Below are 20,995 nucleotides of genomic sequence, written 5' to 3'. Positions count from 1 at the left end.
GGGTTGAGCCGTGGAACCCGTTGATGTCGCCGCCTTCGAGGCCATCGTCGGCGACTCGCTCGACGAGGTCCCCGAGGAGCTCATGGCCATGCTCGACAACGTCGTCTTCCTCGTCGAGGCCGAGCCACCCGCGGACGATCCCGACCTCCTCGGGGTCTACGACGGAGTCCCCCTGACCGAGCGCGACTCCGGGTGGGGACTGGGCAACCTGCCCGACCGGATCACCCTCTTCCAGGGCCCGCTGACACGGATGTGTGACGATCTCGAGGACCTGCGCGAGGAGATCGCGGTGACGGTCGTGCATGAGATAGCGCACCACTTCGGCATCGACGACGCCGCCCTGCACGAGCTCGGCTGGGGCTAGGTCCCGAGCGCCGCCGGTGAGTGCCCATCTCGGTGGTGCCGACGCAGGGCGTCCCCACCGAAGTCGTCGCGCAGGTGACGCAGCACCGAGTGGGCGTGGTTGGCCCCGTCCTGGGTGTTGTCGTACTCGATGAGGAACACCGGAGTCGTCACGCAGTAGTAGTGCCCCTCGCCCACTTTCGTGCTGCCTGCCCAGGCAAAGGCCATCTCGTCGGCACCGACGTCGATCGCTTCCTCCCAACAGGCATCGGCGTATGCCGTGGGCAGGCGATCGAGGTAGCGCCGGGTCAGTGCGTCGAAGGTGCGTCGTTGGCTCGCGTCGAGCCCGGCGCGACGGATCCCTGTGGGGAGCACGCTCGGGTCGACAACGGGGTCCATCGCGCTGAGGATGTCGTCGGGAGCGGTCCCCGAGCTGATGGCCTGCTCGCGCTGGCCAGCCGACAGCTGGGCCAGCAGCTCACGGGCGAGGTCCTCCTCGCGGCCCAGCAGCCGCGTCCCGGCGAGCGGCCCCTCGGTGAGGTGCGCCGGCTCGGAGCCGATGAAGTGCGGCGTGGCGGTGAAACCCTCACCGTCGACGACCACGTGGACGCCGACGTGGTGGCCGTTGAGCCGCCAGGCCCACGGACCATCGCCGCCGGGGGTCCCGTGGACGCGCAGCCAGTAGCGATCCCCGCTCGGGGTCTCGCCGGTGATGGACCTGCGTCGTTCTCGCTCGACCTCGATCGCACCCTGCACCAGCTCGACACCGAGCTCGGAGTGCGAACGCGCGAGCAGGTCGTTCACGTGGCCGAGCATCTCGGGATCGGCGTGCTCGAGCGACAGGCCCGGCCGGTCACCGGGGAGATAGCTCCAGCGGGTCCAGCTCGGGTCCTCGATCGCCGCCGACACCTCGGCACGGGCCGAGACCGACAGAGCGCCGAGCAGGTCGGTCGCTGCGTGGGTCAGCCGGGTCGTCATGACACGACTCAGAGGGCGTGCGGGCCCTTCCAGTACTCGAAGACCCAACCGACGAGGGCCGGCACGACGAGGGCCGCGCCCAGGGCCACGAGCCACCAGCCGACCGCGAGGCCCAGGAAGATGAAGGCGCACGAGCCCGCGAGCCACAGCGGCCACCAGCTGTAGGGGCTGAAGAAGCCGTAGTCGCCAGCGATGTCGCTGATCTCGCCCAGGGGGTCATCCTCGGGCGGCACGCCGTCGAGCTTGCGCCGGGTGATGTTGAGGTAGCCGGCAATCATGAAGCCGAGCAGCGCGGCGACGACGAGGCAGACGGTGCCAATCGGCTCGCCCCACTCGTTCCAGGCGCCGTAGACGACGGCCATCAGGGCAGCGAAGCCACCGAAGATGTAGCCGATGCGTTCCATCGCCAGCATGGGTCAGGACTCCTTGTTCTTGGTCTTCGTCGTCGAGGATGACAGCGCCTGGTCACCGAGATCGGCGGGGCCCATGACCTTGACGAGTCCGGTGCGCTGGTAGCCAGCGGGGGCGGCCTCGGGGTGGTTCAAGTCGAACGCCGGACGCTCGGAGCGGATCCGTGGGATCGAGTTGAAGTTGTGGCGCGGCGGCGGGCAGGACGTCGCCCACTCGAGCGAGGCGCCGTAGCCCCACGGGTCGTCGGTCTCGACGAGCGGCGCGTAGCGCCACGTCCGCCAGACGTTGTAGAAGAACGGCAGCATCGAGGCGCCGAGGAGGAAGGCACCCATGGACGACACCTGGTTGGCGAAGGTGAAGCCGTCCTCGGGCAGGTAGTCGGCGTAGCGACGCGGCATACCCCAGATGCCCAGCAGGTGCTGGATGAGGAAGGTCGTGTGGAAGCCGACGAAGAGCATCCAGAAGTGGATCTTGCCCAGAGTCTCGTCAAGCATCCGACCGGTGAGCTTGGGCCACCAGAAGTAGAAGCCACCGAACATCGCGAAGACGACCGTGCCGAAGACGACGTAGTGGAAGTGCGCCACGACGAAGTAGCTGTCGGTGAGGTGGAAGTCGAGGGCGGGGCTCGCGAGGATGACGCCGGTGAGACCACCGAAGAGGAAGGTCACGAGGAAGCCAATCGCCCACAGCATCGGCGTGTCGAAGGTGAGCTTGCCGCCCCACATCGTGCCGATCCAGTTGAAGAACTTCACCCCGGTGGGGACCGCGATGAGCATCGTCATGATCGCGAAGAACGGAAGGAGCACCTGGCCCGTGCCGTACATGTGGTGGGCCCAGACCGAGACCGACAGCGCGGCGATGGAGATCGTCGCGTAGACGAGGGTCTTGTAGCCGAAGATCGGCTTGCGCGAGAACACCGGGAGGATCTCGGAGATGATCCCGAAGAACGGCAGGGCGATGACGTAGACCTCGGGGTGCCCGAAGAACCAGAAGACGTGTTGCCAGAGCATCACGCCGCCCGAGTCCGGGTCGAAGATGTGTGCGCCGAATCGTCGGTCGGCACCGAGCGCGAAGAGTGCTGCGGCCAGGGCCGGGAAGATGAGCAGGACGAGGATCGAGGTGACGAGAACCGTCCACACGAAGATCGGCATCCGGAACATGGTCATGCCCGGAGCACGCATCGTCAGGATCGTGGTGATGAAGTTGACGGAGCCGAGGATCGTGCCGAAACCAGCCAGCGCCAGACCGAAGACCCAGAGGTTGCCACCCATGCCGGGGCTGTAGGACGAGTCCGACAGTGGCGTGTAGGCGAACCAGCCGAACGCGGCCGCCCCACCCGGGGTGAGGAAGCCACCGGCGGCGATGAGCCCACCGAAGAGGTAGAGCCAGTAGGCAAACATGTTGAGGCGCGGGAACGACACGTCGGGCGCGCCGATCTGCAGCGGCATCAGCGCGTTGGCGAACCCGGCGAAGAGGGGCGTCGCGAACAGCAGCAGCATGATCGTGCCGTGCATCGTGAACAGCTGGTTGAACTGGTCGGGGTTGTCCACGAGCTGGATGCCCGGCTCGAACAGCTCCGCGCGGATGATGAGCGCCATGACGCCACCCATGAGGAACCACGCGAACGAGGTGATGAAGTAGAGGTTGCCGATGACCTTGTGGTCGGTCGTGGTCATCCACTTGACCACCGTCGCGCCCTTGGCGAGTCGGGGGTGCGCGCGAACGGTGTCACGCTCACGGAACATCTGGCTTTCGGTTGCCGCGCTCATGGCTTCTTCCTCAGTTCTTCGGGCAGAAGCTTGTCTTCGCCCGGCACCAGGCCCGAACCGTCACGGTTCAGGTCGGTGCCCAACAGTCCGGTCTGGCCACGCGACTTCAGGTCCGCGAGGTGTGCGTCGAAGTCGGCGCGAGACACGACCTTGACGTTGAACAACATCTGGGAGTGGTAGGCGCCACACAGCTCGGCGCACTTGCCCTTGAAGGTGCCTTCCTCGGTCGGAACGACCTGGAACTTGTTGACCTTGCCGGGGATCATGTCGAGCTTCTGCAGGAACTGCGGCACCCAGAACGAGTGGATGACGTCGCGCGAGGTCAGCACGAACTCGGTGCGCTCACCCACCGGCAGGTACATCGTGGGGATGGTCTCCTCGGCGCCGGGCTGGCCAGTCATGATCGCCTGGCTGCCGACCTCGTGGACGTCACCCTCGACGTAGTTGAAGTCCCAGGACCACTGCTTGCCGACGACGTTGACCGTCACGGCGGGGTCCTTGGAGGTGTCCAGCAGGGCCGTCTGGTCACGCGCGGTGTAGAAGAAGAACACCGCGATCATGAAGATCGGGAGGATCGTGTAGAGGATCTCGAGCGGCACGTTGTAGCGCAGCTGCACCGGGAGCTCGTTGTCGTCGCGGCGGCGGCGGTAGGCCACCACGCACCACAGGATGAGGCCCCACACGAGGACTCCGACCACGAGGAGGGCGATCCATCCGCCGATCCACAGGGTGCGAACGCGCTCGGCGTTCTCGGTCACGCCCTTGGGGAGGAAGCCGTCCCTTGCGGCACCCAGCTCGCATCCGCTGAGAGCCACCATCGCGACCACGGTCACAGAGGCCCAAATGGCCATTCTGCGGCCGCGGGAGCGGGGCTTGATCTGGTCGTGCTGGGGCACCGGGGCAGCCTCCTGCTTCGTCTGCTGGAACACGGGGAAACACTAGTGCATGACGTGGAACTTCCTGGGGACGGGTGGCGTTACGGTCGTGACGTGCTGGACGCCACTCGCAGCCCGCTGCACCCCTCCGCTCGCGAGACCCTGCTCGCGGCCCTCGACGCGGGCTGGGCCGATCCTCGACGCCTCCACCGGGAGGGGCGTCAGGCACGGCTGCTGCTCGACCGGGCCCGCGAGAGCCTGGCGGCCTCGCTCGGGGTGCGACCCGACGAGCTCTCCTTCCACCCGAGCGGTGCCCATGCGTTGCGCACCGGCGTGGCTGGGCTGCGGCACGCGCGTCGCCGAGTCGGATCGCGGCTGATCACCTCCGCCGTGGACCAGGCGGTCCTGCTGCACGAGGCCCATGAAGCAGATCCGGACTCCACTCCCCTGCTCGTCGACAACCTCGGCCGCCTGTCGCCCGACACCCTGCACGAAGCGCTGGTCGCGGGTCCGCCTGCGGCGGCAGTTGCCCTCCAGCACGCCAACGGCGAAGTCGGCACCGTCCAGCCCCTCGAGGACCTTTTCTCGGTATGCCGTGCAGCAGGCCTGCCGCTGTTGGTCGACGGAACCTCGTCGCTGGGACGCCTCGAGACCCCTCAGTCCCATGACGCCCTGGTGGGTGACGCCGCCACGGTGGCTGGGCCCCCACTGGGTGTCCTCGTCGTGCGCACCGGCACGCGCTTCGACCTGCCCGGGCCGAGGTGGGAGCCCGAGCACGGTCGCGAGCCCGCAGATCCGTGGGTTCCCCTCGCCCTCGCCGCCGCGGAGGCCTGGCAGCAGGCCGTCCACACCCGAGACAGCGAGGCTGCCTCGGCCCGCCTGCTCGTTGACCAGATCCGCACGGCCGCTGCCGGCGTCCCCGACGTCGACGTCGTGGGTGACCCGAGCGATCGACTCCCCCACGTCGTGACCTTCAGCGCGCTCTATGTCGACGGTGAGAGCATCGTCGACGCCCTCGACCGACTCGGCATCGTCGTCGCATCCGGGTCCGCGTGCACGTCGAGCCGTCTGGAGCCGAGCCACGTCCTGGCCGCGATGGGCGCCCTCACCCACGGCAACGTCCGCGTGACACTGCCCCTCGAGTCCGTCTCCCCCCACCGCGCCGCCGATGTCGAGGCGCTGTGTCGCGAGCTCCCCGGAGTCATCACTGACCTGCGCGACCGCCTGGGTGTGAGCGACCTGTGAGCGCCGACCGCGGCCCCGACCTCGACGCAAGAGGCCTCAAGTGCCCCATGCCCGTCATCAAGCTCGCTCGCCTTGCTCGCGAACTCCCTTCTGGCACAACGCTGCTCGCCCTTGCTGACGACCCCGCCGCCGAGGCCGACATCCCGGCATGGGCCCGCATGCGTGGCCACAGCGTGACGCTCGAACGCGAAGGTGAGCACACGGCATACACCGTCGTTCTGGGTTGAGACTCAGCCGAACGCCACGGGAGGTGCCTGCAATGCCTGTCCGAGCGCCGCGAGGTAGCTCGCGCGCGGCCACTCGACGACGCCGAGGCGCTCGAGGTGCTCGGTGGCCCACTGCACGTCGATGATCCGGCGCTCGTCACCGTCGGCGTGGACGATGTCCACCAACACCGCGAGGGCCACCTTGGAGGCGTCGCGCTCGGCGTGGAACATCGACTCACCCGCGAAGAGCCCACCGATGGCCACGCCGTAGAGGCCACCGACGAGCTCACCCTCGCGCCAGGTCTCGACACTGTGGGCCCAGCCGAGCCGATGCAGCTCGGTGTATGCCGCGATGATCTCGTCGGTGATCCAGCGCCCCTCGCGCTCGGGGTCGGCACACCGGCGCATGACGTCGGCGAAGGCGGTGTCGACCCGGATCTCGAAGCGCGCCCTGGACTTCGTGAGCGAACGCCTCTCGCGGAAGCCGCCGGGCACGAGGACACCGCGGGGTTCGGGCGACCACCAGCCGATGGGCCTGGTGCCGTGGTCCCCGAGACCCATGGGGAAGAGCCCAGCGCGGTAGGCGACGAGCAGGGTGCCCGGGGCGAGGTCCGCTCCAGCTGCGACGAGGTCCTCGTCGTCAGTGGGTCGCAGGTGCCCCAGGGCCCATTCGCTGGGTGGTGGCTCGACGGGCGGGAAGGGCACGTCCACGGGCGTGGAGGTCAGCGCCTCACGCACGTGATGTGCGGCTCGACCTCGGCCGCGGAGTCGTCGCCGTAGGACTGGGCGAGACGCTCGAGGAACTTCGCCTGGTCCAGGACGTACTCCTGGGTGCCGACGGTCTCGAGGACGTAGGTGGCGAGGAGCGAACCGATCTCGGCGCAGCGACGGTGGCCGAGTCCGGCCGACAGTCCGGTGAGGAAGCCCGCGCGGAAGGCGTCGCCGACTCCGGTCGGGTCTGCCCGACGCGTCTCGCCGGCGATGGGGACCTCGATGGGCTCCTCACCGCGGGTGATGATGACGGCGCCGTCCTTGCCCTTGGTGATGACGCGGGTCGTCACCTGGGCCTCGATGTCGGCGGCGCTCCAGCCGGTCTTCTGCTCGGTGAGGTGCGCTTCGTACTCGTTGGTGAAGAGGTAGTCCGCGCCCTCGATGAGCTTGCGGATGAACGGTCCGTCGGCGAACGCGAGCTGCTGCGACGGATCGGCGACGAAGGTGATGCCACGGCTGCGGCACTCATCGGTGTGGCGGAGCATCGCGTCGGGGTCGTTGGCGCCGACGAGGACGAGGTCGAGCGGCGCGGCGGCCTCGATCGGGCCGAGCTCGATGAGGCGGGCCTCGCTCATGGCCCCGGCGTAGAAGGTCGCCATCTGGGCCATGTCGTCGTCGGTCGTGCAGACGAAGCGAGCCGTGTGCTTCGTCGTCGAAATGAGGACGTGGTCGCAGTTGACTCCGTGCCGGGTGAGCCAGCTGCGGTAGTCCTCGAAGTCCTCGCCCGCGGCGCCCACGAGCAGCGGCTGCTGGCCGAGCGCGGCCATGCCGAAGCAGATGTTGCCGGCCACTCCCCCTCGCCGGATCTCGAGGGTGTCGGCGAGGAAGCTCACCGAGATCTTGTCGAGCTGCTCGACGACGAGAGAGTCGCGGAAGCGGCCTCGGAAGGTCATGAGGTGGTCGGTCGCGATGGACCCAGTGACAGCGATACGCACCTCGGCAACCTACCCCAGATGATTCTTGCCGGCGACTACTTGACATTGCCTAGTACTGGGCATCACAGTGGAGCCATGCCCACCCACGACCCGCAGATGCTCAAGGGAGTCCTCGGACTCCTCCTCCTGAGCGCGCTGTCGACCGGCGACCACTACGGCTACGGCCTCGTGACCCTGCTGCGCTCGTCCGGATTCGACGAACTCGCCGAGGGCACGGTCTACCCGGCGCTCACCCGGCTGGAGAGCGCGGGTTACCTCGAGTCCTACCTCCTGCGCAGCGACTCCGGCCCGGCCCGCAAGTACTACCGCCTCACCAATGCCGGTGAGGCAGAGCTCACCCACCGTCGCACCTCCTGGAGCGACCTCGTCCATTCCGTCGCGATCGCCACGGCACCCGCACACCAGACAGGGGAATCAGCATGAAGAATTTCGACCGCCTTCGGATCGAGTACGCCGTCCAGCGCTACGACTTCTCGCTCGAGCTGCGCGGAGTGAGCGGCGCGCGCCGCCGTGAGCTGCGCCGCGAACTGCGCGCCAACCTCACCGAAGCCAGCGCCGACGTCGGCGTCACCCGGGCACTGTTCGGCATCGGCTCACCCAAACAGCTCGCGTATGCCGCGACCGAGGGTGACGCTTCCCGTCCCCGTTGGTCTCTGGGCGCGTTCTGGGCCAGTGGCACCTTCGCCGTTCTCCTGGTGTGGCTGGCCCTGACCATGCTCACGATCGTGGAGACGGTGGAGGCCGCGGGTGTCGGCGAACCGGTGTCCGTGCGACCGTTCCCGTGGCTCGGGACGACGTTCGTCGTCGAGTCCTCCCCGGGGTCACTCGGGGCCGAACTCCACGCACCGTGGCAGCTCCTCGTCGGACCGCTCCTCGTCTTCCTGCTCGTCGCCCAGCCCTGGCGTCGCTTGAGGCGCCCGCAACCCTTGCCCGTGGTCGAGTGACGAAGGAGAGCGGATCAGCGCAACGAGAGTCACGGCATACCCGAAAGGGCCCCTCACCACACGGTGAGGGGCCCTTGTCGCGGGTCAGGAGGCGGTCGGTCAGAAGACCGGCACACCGCCCCGGACGAGCCGCCAGTTCTCGACGTGGAAGCTCGCGGGATCGATCGTTCCCGCTGCCGATGCGTAGGCCACGATGGCCTCGCGGATCGCGACCTGGGCGTTGTAGATGACCGGCGCCGACGCGATGTGCGGGAACCCGCCACCACCCGACTGCCGGTAGTTGTTCACCGCGACGACGAACTTCTGGTCCGGGGCCACGGGCACGCCTTCGTACGACATCCCGGTGATGCGCGAGCCCACCGGCTGTGAGATGTCGACCGAGTAGTCGACCCCGGAGAACTGGTCGTAGTTGTAGTCGGGGGTGGTCGGCGAGGTGGGGGTCGGGTAGGGCGCATTGGTCCAGGCAGCAGGGTCGACCGGAGCGCCCGGGTCGACCTGCTTGAAGTACTTCGCCGAGTACTCGAGGAAGTCCTTGATCTGGGAGCCCGTGAGCACCGAGGCCATGAGCGTGTTGTCGTAGATGTAGAGACCTGCCACGTCCCTGATCGTGACCGGCCCGGCCGGGAAGCTTGCGGAGCGGTTGAAGGGCGCGGCGATGGAGATCACGGGCAAAGAGGCCTCCGGGGTGCCTGCGATCGCGGCTGTCACGGTCGCCACCTGCACCTCGTTGACGTAGTCGAGGATGGCGGTGTCCTTCCAGCAGGCCTCGGCCGCCGACATCGCCTCGGTGGAGTTCGCCACGGGGGTGTTCATGTACTTGACCACCGCGGCGTGCTGGTCACGCACGATGCTGACGAACGCGGGGTCGTCCTCGACGGTGTTCGTGTTCACGGTCAGCGAGTGGCTCTGCGCGACCTGCCAGCTGCCGCGCACGAACTCGAGCTGCAGGTCGAAGACGCTGAGGCGCTGACCCCAGTTCTTCGGTTCGCTCATGATGACCTGCTTGCCGGTCTTGACGTTCGTGACGAACCGCTCGGGGACGTCGACGTGCGCGTGACCGAAGAGGATGGCGTCGATGCCCGGCACCTGCTGGGCCACGAGGGCAGCAGCGTTCTCGACGGGCAGGTCGCCCCCGTAGGAGGACGTGCCGCTGTCGCCGGAGTGGGCGCTCACGATGACGACGTCAGCGCCCTCGCCACGGATCACCGGGACCCAGCGGGCAGCTGCCTCGACGAGCCCTTGCACCTCGACCTTGCCCGAGACGTTCGCCTTGTCCCAGATGACGACGCCCGGGTTCGTGAGGCCGAGAACGCCGACGCGGATCGGCGGGCGACCCTTCACCTTCATGGTCGTGATCGTGTAGGGCCGGAACCTCGGCACCTTGGTGCCAGCGTGCACGGCGTTGGCCGCGAGCACCGGCGCATCCATCTGCTCGATCCAGTGGTCGAGGAAGTCGAGGCCGTAGTTGAACTCGTGGTTGCCCAGCGCGACGGCGTCGTAGCCGAGGGCGTTCATCTGCGCGGCCATCGGGTGGACGGCGCCCGTCTCGGTGGTCGGCTCGACCGTTGCGTAGTAGAAACCGAGCGGCGTCCCCTGGATCGTGTCACCGGCATCGAAGAGCAGGGTGTGCTCACGCCCGCGGTCGGCCCGGATCTGCTTGACGACGCTCGCGACCCGAGCGAGACCGACGGTGTTGCCGGCGCTGTCGCTGTAGGTCGCGTCCTTGTAGTAGTCCCAGTTGACGACGTTCGCGTGCAGGTCGGAGGTGCCCATCACGGTGATGGTGACGTTTCCGTCCCGTGCGGCTGGGGCTGCGGCTGCCGGCGACGGCCAGCCGGCGGCGGCGAGGACACTCGCCGCACTGGCGCCGAGGACGACACCACGACGGGTGACGGACGACGATCGGTCGATGGCGTCGTCAGGGACGGCGCAGGAACACCAGCGAGGGGTGGGCTGGGACAGGTGGTGATGGGAGTCGGTCATGGGACGACATGCGACCACACCACGACCGTCCCCTACAAGGGGCCAGGCCGTATTCACCCACCCGCATTCACCCAGCAGCCTTGTCCCGAGTCGAGCGCAGGGGCAGAGTGCGGACATGGACACCCCTCACTGGCAGGACGCCGACTTCACCGGCCTACGCGCGATGGTCTTCAACTGCACGCTCAAGCGCTCACCCGAGAAGAGCCACACGCAGGGGCTCATCGACGTCAGCACGGCGATCATGGTCAAGCACGGCGTCGAGGTCGAGGTGATCCGGCCCATCGACCACGACATCGCGATCGGCGTCTATCCGGACATGACCGAGCACGGCTGGGACACCGACGAGTGGCCGACGATCTTCGAGCGGGTCCTGGCGAGCGACATCCTCGTCATCGCGGGCCCGATCTGGCTCGGCGACAACTCGAGCGTCACCAAGCAGATCATCGAGCGTCTCTACGCGATGAGCGGCCAGCACAACGACAAGGGCCAGTACATCTACTACGGCAAGGTCGGCGGCACGATCATCACCGGCAACGAGGACGGCATCAAGCACTGCGCGTCCAACATCCTCTACAGCCTCCAGCACCTCGGCTGCTCGATCCCACCCAACGCCGACGCCGGGTGGATCGGCGAGGCCGGACCGGGGCCGTCCTACCTCGACGCCGGCAGTGGCGGGCCAAGGAACGAGTTCACCCAGCGCAACACGACCTTCATGACGTGGAACCTCATGCACCTGGCCTGGTTGCTCAAGCAGGGCGGCGGCTTCCCGGCCGGAGGCAACGAGCGCGTCAAGTGGGACCGGGGCGCCAACTTCGACCACCCCAACCCCGAATATCGCTGAAGCCTGTTGCGCGGTGTCAGCTGAACGAGTCGCCGCAGGCGCAGGAGCTGCCGGCGTTGGGGTTGTCGATGGTGAAGCCCTGCTTCTCGATGGTGTCGGAGAAGTCGATGGTGGCGCCGACGAGGTACGGGGCGCTCATGCGGTCGATGACGACCTCGACACCGTCGAAGTCACGCACGAGGTCACCGTCGAGGGAACGCTCGTCGAAGTAGAGCTGGTAGATGAGGCCGGAGCAGCCGCCGGGCTGGACGCCGACTCGCAGGCGCAGGTCTTCACGACCCTCCTGTGCGAGAAGCGACTTGACCTTGCCCGCAGCGAGGTCGGTGAGGAGGACCTCGTGGGCCGGTGCGTCGGCCGCGGTCTCGGTCGCTGTGCTGGTCTGGGGCTGGGTGTCGAGCTCGCTCATGGGTGACTCCTGTGATGCGTCGGGGCTCGGGATGGACTGTGGGGCTTGCATCAGGTCGCAACTGCTGTCGGCCGCGATCTGTTCCCGAACGTCTCGTCAAGGGTACGTCCGGTTGGCCGGATCACCGAGCAGGGGACCACGTTCTGGCGACGCGGGCCGCCCGGGCACGCAGGGTTCCGACCGGATCGAGCAGCGCAGCGTCGACCTGTTCGGGCGTCTCGGCCACGGCATACGTGCCGCTGATGCCGAGCCCCATGGTCTCCCGGCGCCCTACGAGGACCTGACCGGCGAGCACGACACTGGGCAGTCCGGCGCCGAGAGCGGCCACCGCGACGCCCGACGCAACCTTGCCCTGCAGGCTCTGCCAGTCGAAGGTGCCCTCCCCCGTGACGACGAGGTCGCAGCCGTGCACGACGTCGTGGAAGCCGACCGCGTCGAGGACGAGATCGACCCCGCTGACCCGACGTCCGCCCAGCAGGAACAGTGCGTAGCCCAGGCCGCCTGCGGCACCGGCGCCGGGTTCGCGTTCGAGCCGCCGCGGGGCACCGGCGAGGAGGTCGAGGGGTTCGGACACCGTGCGGGCGACGATCTCGGTGAAGCGCCCCAGTGCGCCCTCGAGGGCCTGGGCGAGTTCGGGTGTCGCGCCCTTCTGCGGACCGAAGACCGCACTCGCGCCCTTGAAGCCGAGCAGCGGGTTCTCGACGTCGGTCGCGACGACGAGGTCGACGCCGGCGAGCTGCTCGCGCACGGCCAGCAGCCCGGACAGGGCGTCGTCGGGAGCGCTCGCGAGGGCGGTGCCGCCTCGGGCGAGGTGTTCGGGCGGGCCGGCGCCTAGGGCGGAAAGCAGTCCCGCACCACCGTCGTTCGTGCCGCTGCCACCCAGTCCGACGACGATGCGTTGCGGCTTCTCGGCCAGGGCAGCCTCGAGCAGCTGGCCGACGCCCCATGTGCTGGTGAGCCCGGGGTTGCGTTCGTCGGCGGCGAGCAGGTGCAGGCCTGCGGCCTGAGCCGATTCGACGTATGCCGTCCGCTCGCCTTCCTCACCGACCACGAGGATCGCTGCGGGGACGTCACGGCCGAGTGGGTCGCTCACCGTGAGGGCGACGGTCTCGCCGTCGAGCGCGCCGGCGAGCACGTCGAGGAAGCCCGGGCCACCGTCCGAGAGCGGGAGCAGCGTGAGGGTGTCGTTGGGCGCCGTGTCGTGCCACCCAGCGGCCATCGCCTCAGCGGCCTGGGTGGCGGTGAGGGTTCCGGTGAAGCAGTCAGGAGCGATGACGACATGCACGGCACGCACGCTAGCCGGTGGCGAGCGACCGGGGCGAGACCGCCATCGCCAGTCGAGAGGAGAGAACCCGCCGCTCGCGCCGGGCGGCATACGGCGAGTTCTCTCCTCTCGACTACCCAGAACCGGGAAGGAGTGACCCGGCATACGATCGCTCTGTGACGACCACGCCCATCGCCCCGCTCCCGCTCCTCGTCCTCGGCCAGGGCCGCGACCTGCGCTCCGAGCGCGGCGTCGAGTGTCCCGGTGACCTGCCGGCACCGTCCGAACCCAACCTCGTGGCCCGGGCGCGTGCGGCCAAGGAGGCGCTGGGCGACAAGGTGTTCGTCCTCGGTCACCACTACCAGCGCAACGAGGTCATCGAGTTCGCCGACGTCACCGGCGACTCCTTCAAGCTGGCCAAGGAGGCTGCGGCCAGGCCTGACGCCCCGTGGATCGTCTTCTGCGGCGTGCACTTCATGGCCGAGTCCGCCGACATCCTCACGAGCGATGACCAGACCGTGATCCTTCCCGACCTCGCGGCCGGGTGCTCCATGGCCGACATGGCGGCCATCGCCCAGGTCGAGGACTGCTGGGACCAGCTCGTGGAGGCCGGTGTCGCAGATCAGGTGGTCCCCGTGACCTACATGAACTCGTCGGCCGCGATCAAGGCCTTCACTGGTCGCCACTCCGGCACGGTGTGCACGTCCTCCAACGCCAAGACCGCGCTCACGTGGGCCTTCGGCGAGTCCGGCGGGGTCGAGGGTGAGGGCAAGGTCCTCTTCCTCCCCGACCAGCACCTCGGCCGCAACACCTGGGCGCGCGACCTCGGCGGCTCGCTCGATGACTGCGTCGTCTGGGACCCGCACCGTCCCATGGGGGGTCTCACGATCGAGGAACTGCAGGCGGCCCGGATGATCCTGTGGCGCGGACACTGCTCGGTCCATGGACGCTTCACCACGGAGGCGGTCGAGGCGGCCCGCGCGACCATCCCCGGCGTCAAGGTCATCGTCCACCCCGAGTGCCGCAACGAGGTCGTCGAGCTGGCCGACGAGGTGGGCTCGACCGAGAAGATCATCCAGACCATCGCCGCCGCGCCCGACGGCACGGCGTGGGCGGTGGGCACGGAGCTCAACCTCGTCCAGCGCCTGGGCCAGATGTTCCCCACGCAGCGCATCACCTTCCTCGAGAAGAACGTCTGCTACTGCTCGACGATGAACCGCATCGACCTGCCGCACCTCGTGTGGGCGCTCGAGTCGCTCGTCGAGGGCCGCGTCGTCAACGCCATCCGCGTCGACGAGCAGGTCGCCATCGAGGCCAGGGCCGCCCTCGACCAGATGCTCGCCCTGCCCGGCGAGACCAGCAAGGACTGACGCGCTCCGGAGTGCAGCGGGGCGTCGGGCTCCGCACGTGGTCCGAAGATGACCTGGTTCGAGGTCCTGACAGTGGGGCGAGGGACCAGTCGGCAGCCCGGAATCATGGGGGCTGCGCCCACGGCTTCGCGACGTCGACCTCACTAGCGTCTCCCGGACCAGGGCGTCAACGGCGATGCCCGGACCCGGGAGGTCGGCATGGCCCGCACTCGCACTGTCCTCGGCTGGATGTCCGCCCTCGCGGTGGCCGCCGCCGCAACGCTCGGCATCGTCACCGCACAGGGGGCATCCGCTGCCACGCTGCAACAGGTCACGTCGTTCGGGTCGAACCCCGGCGCCCTGACCATGTGGAGCTATCGGCCCGACAACGCAGCAGCCGGGGCTCCCCTCGTCATCGCCCTGCACGGCTGCACCCAGGAAGCCAGCACCTACCTCAACGGATCTGGGTGGCGTGATCTCGCCGACCGCAACGGCATCACCGTTGTCCTGCCGCAGCAGAGCACGGCCAACAACATGAACACGTGCTTCAACTGGTTCCAGGCCGGCGACGTGACCCGCGGCCAGGGCGAGGTCGCCTCGATCGCGTCGATGGTCCGGCACGCGATCACGACCTACTCCGCGAACCCGGCCCGCGTCTACGTCACCGGGCTCTCCGGCGGAGGGGCAATGACGGCCAGCATGCTCGCGGCATACCCGGACCTGTTTGCCGGTGGCTCGATCAACGCTGGCATCGCACATGGGTGCGCAACGACTGTGGCACAGGCGTTTTCGTGCATGAACCCGGGCGTGGACAAGACGCCGAAGGCGTGGGGTGACCTTGCGAGAGCGGGGTATGCCGCGTGGTCCGGTCCGCGCCCGAAGGTCGCCATCTGGCACGGCCAGTCCGACACGACCGTCGCTCCGATGAACGGTCGGGAGCTGCGGGACCAGTGGACCGACGTCGCAGGTGTGAGCCAGTCCCCCACTGCCACAGGCACTCTGGCGTCGGGCGTGACCTGGACGGAGTACGGCGGTGGAGCGGTTCGCCTCACCGAGATCGCGGGCATGACCCACGGAACGCCAGTCGATCCGGGCAGCGGTCTCACGCAGTGCGGGACGGCTGGTGCCTACTTCATCGACACGGTCTGCGGCGCCTACTACGACGCGCAGTTCTTCGGGCTCATCGGTTCCTCACCCTCACCCACTGCGACAGCGACGCCCACCGGCACCCCGACAGCAACGCCCACCCCGACTCCCACTCCCACCGCCACCAGCACGCCAACGTGCGTCACGGCGACGAACTACGCCCACGTCCAGGCGGGTCGAGCCCACAACGTCGGCGGCTATGCGCTCGCGAACGGATCGAACGACAACCTCGGGCTCTACAACACCTTCTACACCTCAGCGGTGCGCGAGACGAGCCCCGGCTACTGGCAGAAGTGCTGACCGTCGGGTCCGCCTCGCACCGCCACGGTGATCTCGTCGCACCGCGCTGCCGTGGTCCTTCCGCTGGGCGAGATCAACGTGAGAGTGGGCGCGCCGTCAGAGTGAGATGAGCCCGTCCGCGCCGACGTGCGGGTTGTTGCTCGGCGCAACGCGCTCGCCCTCGGGCGGTGGGCCCGGCGGAGTCCCGTCGCCGAACGGTCGACCACCGAGGGACTCGCGCCCGTGCGGCGTCGCCCAGCCGGCGAGGTCGGGTCCGAGCGGCACGACTCCCGTGGGATTGATGTCGCGGTGGACCTCGTAGTAGTGGCTCTTGATCTGCACGAAGTCGGTGGTGTCACCGAAACCCGGGGTCTGGAAGAGATCGCGCGCGTAGGCCCAGAGCGCTGGGAGCTCGGACAGTTTTGAACGATTGCACTTGAAGTGCCCGTGATAGACCGCGTCGAAGCGGGCCAGCGTCGTGAACAGCCGCACATCGGCCTCGGTGATCGTGTCGCCGACGAGGTAGCGCTGGGTGGCGAGCCGCTCCTCCAGCCAGTCGAGCGCCGTGAACAACCGGTCATAGGCAGCGTCATAGGCCTCCTGGGTCCCGGCGAACCCGCAGCGGTAGACGCCGTTGTTGACCTCCGTGTAGACGCGCTTGTTGACCTCGTCGATCTCGGCGCGCAGGTGCTCGGGGTAGAGCTGCGGCGCACCCTCGCGGTGGAACTCGGTCCACTCACCCGAGAAGTCGAGGGTCATCTGCGGGAAGTCGTTGGTGACGACTCCCCCGGTCGGCACGTCCACGATCGCCGGGACGGTGATGCCCTTGGGGTAGTCGGGGAAGCGAGTGAGGTAGGCGTCCTTGATGCGCGGGATGTGCAGCACCGGGTCGAGGCCGCCAGGATCGAGGTCGAACGTCCACGAGTTCGCGTCGTGGGTCGGTCCGCAGATGCCCATGGAGATCACGCCCTCGAGGCCGAGGAGTCGACGGACGATGATCGCGCGGTTGGCCCAGGGGCAGGCCCGTGCCACGACGAGGCGATAGCGACCCGCCTCGACCGGCCACTGCTCACCGGTGCGGGTGATCCGGTCCTCGATGTATGCCGTGTCGCGCTTGAACTCTGCCTCGACGTACGAGCCCTGTGAGGACCCCTCGGCCCCGGCTGCGCTGGTGTCTTGCGACATCGTCAGGACCTCGGCATCGCGCCGAGGCGGGCAAAGAGCGCCGCCTCTGCGACGCAGACGTTCTCGAACTCGCCGAGGTGGAGCGACTCGTTGGCGCCGTGGGCGCGCGTGTCGGGGTCCTCGACGCCGGTCACGAGGATCGCGGCGTCGGGGAAGCGCTCGGCGAAGGCCGCGACGAAGGGGATCGACCCTCCGACACCGATGTCGACCGGCTCCTTGCCCCACGCGTCGGCGAAGGCGGCGCGGGCCTGGTCATAGACCGGTCCGCTCGCATCGGCGGCGAAACCTGCGCCCTGGTCGTCGAGGGTGATCTCGATCCTGGCGCCCCACGGAGCGTTCTCACGCAGGTGCTTCTCAAGGGCCTTGAACGCGTCGGCCGGGACCTCGTCCGCGGCGATGCGCATGGACAGCTTGGCGCAGGCGCTGGGGACGAGCGTGTTGGAGGACTTCTCGACCGACGGCGCGTTGATGCCGATCGTCGTGAGGGACGGCTTGGTCCACATGCGCGACAGGAGTGAACCCGAGCCGATCGTCGAGACACCGTCGAGCAGGCCGGACTCCTCGCGCAGCCGCTCCTCGGAGAAGTCGAGGTCGGCGGCCTCCCCGGACTTGAGCCCGGCGACGGCGACGTTGCCCTCGTCGTCATGGAGCGTGGCGATGAGGCGCACGAGGGCCGTGATCGCGTCGGGGACAGCGCCGCCGAACATGCCGGAGTGGATGCCGTGGTCAAGGGTCGTGACGGTGACGACGACGCGGATGAGACCGCGCAGGGTCGTGGTGAGCGCGGGCGTTCCGATGTCCCAGTTCGTCGAGTCGGCGAGCACGATGGCGTCTGCCCTGAGCTTGTCGCCGTGGCGCTCAAGGATGGTCATGAGCGAGTCGGAACCAACCTCTTCCTCACCCTCGACGAAGACCGTGACACCGACCGGCAGGTTGCCGGCGTGGGCGCGCAGGGCGGCGATGTGGGCCATGATCCCGGCCTTGTCGTCGGCGGCACCTCGCCCGTAGAGGCGACCGTCGCGCTCGGTCGGCTCGAAGGGTGCGCTGTCCCAGTCGGCGTCGTCCCCGGGCGGCTGCACGTCGTGGTGGGCATACAGCATGACCGTCGGTGCACCCTCGGGTCCGTCGATGTGCCCGATGACCGCGGGGGCACCGCCCTCGCGGACGATCTCGACCTCGAGGCCCTCGGCGCGCAGCAGGTCGGCCGTCGCCTCGGCGGACGCATCGACATGGCTCTGGTCGAAGGCCGGCAAGGAGACGCTCGGGATGCGGGTGAGCGCCTCGAGGTCGGCGCGCAGCTGCGGCATGAGGCCGCGCACCGTCTCGCGCAGTGCAGGAAGCTCGGTCAGGGCGGTCGGGGTGGTTGATGAGTCAGTCACATTGCGACCCTACCCACGGCGACAGCACGACGTCAGCACGACGTCCGTGGGGATGGCGGCAAACCCGACCGTGCGCGCGGACGCAGGCGAGCGCAGGCGGGGCCGGAACGAGGACCCAGCCCGGCGGCATACACTCGGGCCGTGTTCGGACGCAGCAGGACCACCCAGGAAGAGCTCACGGAGCAGGCAGCCAACGCTGCCCGCGAAGGTGCCAAGAATCGCCCCACGCCCAAGCGGCGCGACCAGGAGGCGGCCCGTCGCCAGCCCCTCGTCGTCACCGACCGCAAGGCCGCGAAGGGTGCCGACCGCACCAAGCGACGCGAGCAGCTCGCCAAGCAGCGCCAGGCGATGATCACCGGTGACGAGACGCACCTGCCGGCGCGCGACAAGGGTCCGGCCAAGCGCTACATCCGCGACTACATCGACGCTCGCTGGGGCGTCGCCGAGTTCATGCTGCCCGTCATGCTCATCGTGCTCGCGCTGTCGTTCGTGCGTCAGTCGTGGGCGATGCTCATCGTCTTCACGCTCGTCTACGGACTCATCGCGGCGGCTGTCGTCGACACGTTCCTGGCCTGGCGCCGGATCAAGAAGCAGCTTGCCGCGAAGTTCGGCGAGAACGCAGTCCAGCGCGGCGACGGCTTCTACGCCGCGATGCGCGCCTTCCAGATGCGTCGCACCCGGATGCCCCGCCCGATCGTCAAGCGCGGCGCCTACCCCAAGTAATCACTGATTGCGCAATCCGTCGGGAGGAGCGCAGCGGGGGACGGCAGATTGCGCAATCAGTGATTAAACAGAGCTGTCCAGCGGCATCGGGCCGTAGATCTTCTCGCCGTCGCGGTGCAGGGTCACGGCTGCGACACCGGCCTCGGCCAGCTCACGCCACACCTCCCCGAACCAGTTCTCGGCGTCGGACTGCGTCGGGAACTCCGTCGCCGTAGTCGGCTCGCCGGTGACGGCCGCCCCAGCGGCGTTCTCATAGGTCCAGCTCCAGGCTTCGGTCATGTCAGCTCTCCTTGATAGCGATCTCGACAGTCGGCTCGACGACGACGTCGGTGTTCAGTGAGTTGGCGATGAAGCAGCTCTCGTGGGCTTCGTGCATGAGCTCCTCGAACCTGGCCACGTCGCTGCCCGCGGCCACCAACACCCTGGGGCGCAGCGTGATTCGTGTGATCCGCATCGGCTGCTCGCCCTTCGGCATGATGCCCTCGGCGTCATCGGTGTAGTCCAGCACGTCCAGCTCTGCCGTGGCCGCGACGTGCAGGAACGAGAGCATCTGGCACGAGCTCGCCGCCAGCACGAGGAGCTGCTCCGGGTTGGCCCGGGTCGCGTCACCGCGAAAGTGCGGGTCGGCACTCAGGGCAAACGACTCCGTCGCCGGAGGCACCGCTCCTTCGTGATCTCGCGGGTATGCCGTGTAGCCGCCACCCGTGGATCCCTCCCACGCGATCGTGGCCCGGTAGGTGTGGTCGCCCATGCGCGTCAGTTCTCGCGGACGCCGACCTCGACGAACGGCGGCTTGGTCACCGTTGCCGGGATCTCGCGGCCGCGCACGTCGATGACGACCTCGTCGCCGATGGCCACGGAGCGCTCGAGCTGGGCGAGGGCGATGCCCTCCTTGCGGGTGGGGCTGAACGTCCCCGACGTCACCTCGCCGACGACCTCGCCGTCCTTGAGGACGGAGCAGTGGGCACGTGGGATGCCGCGGCCGGTGACGACGAGCCCACGGTTCAACCGGCTCGTCTTGGCCGCGCGCTGCTCGGCCAGCGCTTCCTTGCCCCAGAAGGTGTCCTTGTCCCAGCCGACCGCCCACGCGGCGCCAGCCATGACGGGCGTGATCTCGGTGCTGAGGTCGTTGCCGTGCAAGGGGTAGCCCATCTCGGTGCGGAGCGTGTCGCGCGCGCCGAGACCGGCCGGCATACCCGACTGGTCGGCGACAGCGGAGGCGAGTGCGTCCCAGAGCGAGCCGGCGGCGTCCCACGCGGGCACGAGCTCGTAGCCGCGCTCCCCCGTGTAGCCGGTGCGGCAGACGATGACCGGCAGACCCTGCCACTCCGTCTCGACGAACGACATGTAGTCGTGATCGACCGGCAGCCCGAGCGAGGTGAGCACCTCGTCACTCTTGGGACCCTGGACGGCGAACACGGCATACGCGTCGTGAAGGTTCTCGACCTCGATGCCTTCGGGAGCGGCCGCCCGTAGGAGGTCCACGACGGCAGCGGTGTTGGCCGCGTTGGGGATGAGGAAGACGTCGTCCTCGCTCCGGACGTAGGCGATGAGGTCGTCCACAACCCCGCCGTCGTCCTGGCAGCACAGCGTGTACTGCGCCTGACCCGGGCCGATCCGCCTCAGGTCATTGGTCAGACAGGAGTTGACGAAGTCGATGGCGCTGACGTCACCCGCGCGGCCGCTGACGCGTGCCTTGCCGAGGTGGCTCACGTCGAAGAGACCGACGCGCTCGCGCACGGACTTGTGCTCGGCGACGACCCCACCACCGGGGTATTCGATCGGCATCTCCCAGCCACCGAAGTCGGCCAGCTTGGCACCGAGCGCAACGTGGCGGTCATGGACGGGAGAGTGCAACAGATCGGTCATGACGGCACGCTATCGCGTGGCCCGGATCACGGTCGCGGCTAGGGTGCTCGGCTAAGGGGCGATGATCTCGCCTGCCCAGACCACGCCAGGAGTGC

At 68.5% G+C, this 20,995-nt stretch carries 23 protein-coding genes; 9 read left to right on the top strand and 14 right to left on the bottom strand.

What is annotated here, in order from left to right; translation table 11 throughout:
• The first annotated feature begins 10 nt into the window (after positions 1-10).
• Positions 11-364: a metallopeptidase family protein gene (locus JNB_RS01405; protein ID WP_009774601.1), complete on the top strand. Its 354-nt coding sequence runs from the start codon at positions 11-13 to the stop codon at positions 362-364.
• Here JNB_RS01405 and JNB_RS01400 read toward each other — a convergent pair.
• Genes JNB_RS01400 through coxB form a run of 4 tightly spaced genes read right to left on the bottom strand, consistent with a single transcriptional unit; the run spans position 361 to position 4,429 of the window.
• Positions 361-1,320, bottom strand: coding sequence for a DUF3500 domain-containing protein (locus tag JNB_RS01400; protein ID WP_009774600.1), 960 nt, complete (start codon positions 1,318-1,320; stop codon positions 361-363). The two genes, JNB_RS01405 and JNB_RS01400, sit on opposite strands and share 4 nt — an antisense overlap.
• An 8-nt stretch (positions 1,321-1,328) precedes the next feature.
• Entirely contained in the window at positions 1,329-1,733 is a 405-nt protein-coding gene (locus tag JNB_RS01395; RefSeq protein WP_009774599.1) for a cytochrome c oxidase subunit 4, read from the bottom strand.
• 3 nt (positions 1,734-1,736) lie between these two features.
• Complete coding sequence (gene ctaD, locus JNB_RS01390) at positions 1,737-3,476, bottom strand: cytochrome c oxidase subunit I (RefSeq protein ID WP_009774598.1); 1,740 nt, start codon at positions 3,474-3,476, stop codon at positions 1,737-1,739.
• A gap of 20 nt (positions 3,477-3,496) precedes the next feature.
• The gene (gene coxB / locus JNB_RS01385; protein ID WP_009774597.1) at positions 3,497-4,429 is read right to left on the bottom strand and encodes a cytochrome c oxidase subunit II; all 933 of its coding nucleotides are present in this window, start codon (positions 4,427-4,429) and stop codon (positions 3,497-3,499) included.
• A gap of 60 nt (positions 4,430-4,489) precedes the next feature.
• Between coxB and JNB_RS01380 the strand changes: the two genes are divergently transcribed.
• A complete protein-coding gene (locus JNB_RS01380; protein WP_009774596.1) occupies positions 4,490-5,620 on the top strand; it encodes a cysteine desulfurase family protein in 1,131 nt (376 codons plus the stop codon).
• Complete coding sequence (locus JNB_RS01375; RefSeq protein WP_009774595.1) at positions 5,617-5,847, top strand: sulfurtransferase TusA family protein; 231 nt, start codon at positions 5,617-5,619, stop codon at positions 5,845-5,847. The genes JNB_RS01380 and JNB_RS01375 overlap by 4 nt, the downstream gene beginning before the upstream one ends.
• 3 nt (positions 5,848-5,850) lie before the next feature.
• Here the strand turns inward: JNB_RS01375 and aat are convergent, their stop codons facing one another.
• Both aat and JNB_RS01365 read right to left on the bottom strand, forming a co-directional pair.
• Positions 5,851-6,564, bottom strand: a complete 714-nt coding sequence (gene aat, locus JNB_RS01370; RefSeq protein WP_237700580.1) for a leucyl/phenylalanyl-tRNA--protein transferase — start codon at positions 6,562-6,564, stop codon at positions 5,851-5,853.
• Positions 6,549-7,532: a carbohydrate kinase family protein gene (locus JNB_RS01365; RefSeq protein ID WP_009774593.1), complete on the bottom strand. Its 984-nt coding sequence runs from the start codon at positions 7,530-7,532 to the stop codon at positions 6,549-6,551. The genes aat and JNB_RS01365 overlap by 16 nt, the downstream gene beginning before the upstream one ends.
• 75 nt (positions 7,533-7,607) lie before the next feature.
• Between JNB_RS01365 and JNB_RS01360 the strand changes: the two genes are divergently transcribed.
• Positions 7,608-7,955 (top strand): PadR family transcriptional regulator, encoded by a 348-nt coding sequence (locus tag JNB_RS01360; protein ID WP_009774592.1) that lies wholly within the window; start codon positions 7,608-7,610, stop codon positions 7,953-7,955.
• Positions 7,952-8,476: a hypothetical protein gene (locus JNB_RS01355; RefSeq protein ID WP_009774591.1), complete on the top strand. Its 525-nt coding sequence runs from the start codon at positions 7,952-7,954 to the stop codon at positions 8,474-8,476. Before JNB_RS01360 ends, JNB_RS01355 begins: the two co-directional genes overlap by 4 nt.
• Positions 8,477-8,575: 99 nt before the next feature.
• On the opposite strand, the gene JNB_RS01350 is transcribed toward JNB_RS01355, so the two are convergent.
• A complete protein-coding gene (locus JNB_RS01350; RefSeq protein WP_009774590.1) occupies positions 8,576-10,459 on the bottom strand; it encodes a bifunctional UDP-sugar hydrolase/5'-nucleotidase in 1,884 nt (627 codons plus the stop codon).
• Between the two features lie 115 nt (positions 10,460-10,574).
• Here JNB_RS01350 and JNB_RS01345 point away from each other — a divergent pair, with 115 nt between their 5' ends.
• Positions 10,575-11,300, top strand: a complete 726-nt coding sequence (locus tag JNB_RS01345) for a flavodoxin family protein (protein WP_009774589.1) — start codon at positions 10,575-10,577, stop codon at positions 11,298-11,300.
• A 16-nt stretch (positions 11,301-11,316) separates the two neighbouring features.
• Here the strand turns inward: JNB_RS01345 and JNB_RS01340 are convergent, their stop codons facing one another.
• Both JNB_RS01340 and JNB_RS01335 read right to left on the bottom strand, forming a co-directional pair.
• A complete protein-coding gene (locus JNB_RS01340) occupies positions 11,317-11,706 on the bottom strand; it encodes an iron-sulfur cluster assembly accessory protein (RefSeq protein ID WP_009774588.1) in 390 nt (129 codons plus the stop codon).
• A 121-nt stretch (positions 11,707-11,827) separates the two neighbouring features.
• Entirely contained in the window at positions 11,828-12,991 is a 1,164-nt protein-coding gene (locus tag JNB_RS01335) for a glycerate kinase (RefSeq protein ID WP_040883460.1), read from the bottom strand.
• A gap of 155 nt (positions 12,992-13,146) precedes the next feature.
• Between JNB_RS01335 and nadA the strand changes: the two genes are divergently transcribed.
• Together nadA and JNB_RS01325 are read left to right on the top strand one after the other, a co-directional pair.
• A complete protein-coding gene (nadA, locus tag JNB_RS01330; protein WP_009774586.1) occupies positions 13,147-14,340 on the top strand; it encodes a quinolinate synthase NadA in 1,194 nt (397 codons plus the stop codon).
• A 198-nt stretch (positions 14,341-14,538) separates the two neighbouring features.
• Entirely contained in the window at positions 14,539-15,765 is a 1,227-nt protein-coding gene (locus JNB_RS01325) for a PHB depolymerase family esterase (protein ID WP_009774585.1), read from the top strand.
• 96 nt (positions 15,766-15,861) lie between these two features.
• Here the strand turns inward: JNB_RS01325 and JNB_RS01320 are convergent, their stop codons facing one another.
• Entirely contained in the window at positions 15,862-16,929 is a 1,068-nt protein-coding gene (locus tag JNB_RS01320) for a glutathione S-transferase family protein (RefSeq protein WP_009774584.1), read from the bottom strand.
• Positions 16,930-16,931: 2 nt separating this feature from the next.
• Complete coding sequence (locus tag JNB_RS01315; protein WP_009774583.1) at positions 16,932-18,308, bottom strand: dipeptidase; 1,377 nt, start codon at positions 18,306-18,308, stop codon at positions 16,932-16,934.
• A 141-nt stretch (positions 18,309-18,449) separates the two neighbouring features.
• Here JNB_RS01315 and JNB_RS01310 point away from each other — a divergent pair, with 141 nt between their 5' ends.
• Positions 18,450-19,031 (top strand): DUF3043 domain-containing protein, encoded by a 582-nt coding sequence (locus JNB_RS01310; protein WP_009774582.1) that lies wholly within the window; start codon positions 18,450-18,452, stop codon positions 19,029-19,031.
• Positions 19,032-19,094: 63 nt separating this feature from the next.
• Here the strand turns inward: JNB_RS01310 and JNB_RS01305 are convergent, their stop codons facing one another.
• From JNB_RS01305 to gcvT, 3 genes are read right to left on the bottom strand one after another with little or no spacing between them, the layout of a single operon-like run.
• The gene (locus JNB_RS01305) at positions 19,095-19,310 is read right to left on the bottom strand and encodes a hypothetical protein (RefSeq protein WP_009774581.1); all 216 of its coding nucleotides are present in this window, start codon (positions 19,308-19,310) and stop codon (positions 19,095-19,097) included.
• Position 19,311: 1 nt separating this feature from the next.
• A complete protein-coding gene (locus tag JNB_RS01300; RefSeq protein ID WP_009774580.1) occupies positions 19,312-19,782 on the bottom strand; it encodes an OsmC family protein in 471 nt (156 codons plus the stop codon).
• A gap of 5 nt (positions 19,783-19,787) precedes the next feature.
• Positions 19,788-20,900, bottom strand: coding sequence for a glycine cleavage system aminomethyltransferase GcvT (gene gcvT, locus JNB_RS01295; RefSeq protein WP_009774579.1), 1,113 nt, complete (start codon positions 20,898-20,900; stop codon positions 19,788-19,790).
• Positions 20,901-20,995 lie beyond the last annotated feature (95 nt).

It is taken from the genome of Janibacter sp. HTCC2649 (assembly GCF_000152705.1).
Taxonomy (GTDB): Bacteria; Actinomycetota; Actinomycetes; order Actinomycetales; family Dermatophilaceae; genus Knoellia.
Note: the sequence above shows the minus strand (reverse complement) of the source record. Positions and strands in the feature narration are given on the sequence as shown.

Excerpts from the sequence above, each read along its gene's own strand:
- JNB_RS01400 (WP_009774600.1), bottom strand. The coding sequence starts at position 1,320 with ATGACGACCCGGCTGACCCACGCAGCGACCGACCTGCTCGGCGCTCTG.
- JNB_RS01395 (WP_009774599.1), bottom strand. The coding sequence starts at position 1,733 with ATGCTGGCGATGGAACGCATCGGCTACATCTTCGGTGGCTTCGCTGCC.
- ctaD (WP_009774598.1), bottom strand. The coding sequence starts at position 3,476 with ATGTTCCGTGAGCGTGACACCGTTCGCGCGCACCCCCGACTCGCCAAG.
- JNB_RS01360 (WP_009774592.1), top strand. The coding sequence starts at position 7,608 with ATGCCCACCCACGACCCGCAGATGCTCAAGGGAGTCCTCGGACTCCTC.
- JNB_RS01355 (WP_009774591.1), top strand. The coding sequence starts at position 7,952 with ATGAAGAATTTCGACCGCCTTCGGATCGAGTACGCCGTCCAGCGCTAC.
- JNB_RS01350 (WP_009774590.1), bottom strand. The coding sequence starts at position 10,459 with ATGACCGACTCCCATCACCACCTGTCCCAGCCCACCCCTCGCTGGTGT.
- JNB_RS01345 (WP_009774589.1), top strand. The coding sequence starts at position 10,575 with ATGGACACCCCTCACTGGCAGGACGCCGACTTCACCGGCCTACGCGCG.
- JNB_RS01340 (WP_009774588.1), bottom strand. The coding sequence starts at position 11,706 with ATGAGCGAGCTCGACACCCAGCCCCAGACCAGCACAGCGACCGAGACC.
- JNB_RS01325 (WP_009774585.1), top strand. The coding sequence starts at position 14,539 with ATGGCCCGCACTCGCACTGTCCTCGGCTGGATGTCCGCCCTCGCGGTG.
- JNB_RS01320 (WP_009774584.1), bottom strand. The coding sequence starts at position 16,929 with ATGTCGCAAGACACCAGCGCAGCCGGGGCCGAGGGGTCCTCACAGGGC.
- JNB_RS01305 (WP_009774581.1), bottom strand. The coding sequence starts at position 19,310 with ATGACCGAAGCCTGGAGCTGGACCTATGAGAACGCCGCTGGGGCGGCC.
- JNB_RS01300 (WP_009774580.1), bottom strand. The coding sequence starts at position 19,782 with ATGGGCGACCACACCTACCGGGCCACGATCGCGTGGGAGGGATCCACG.
- gcvT (WP_009774579.1), bottom strand. The coding sequence starts at position 20,900 with ATGACCGATCTGTTGCACTCTCCCGTCCATGACCGCCACGTTGCGCTC.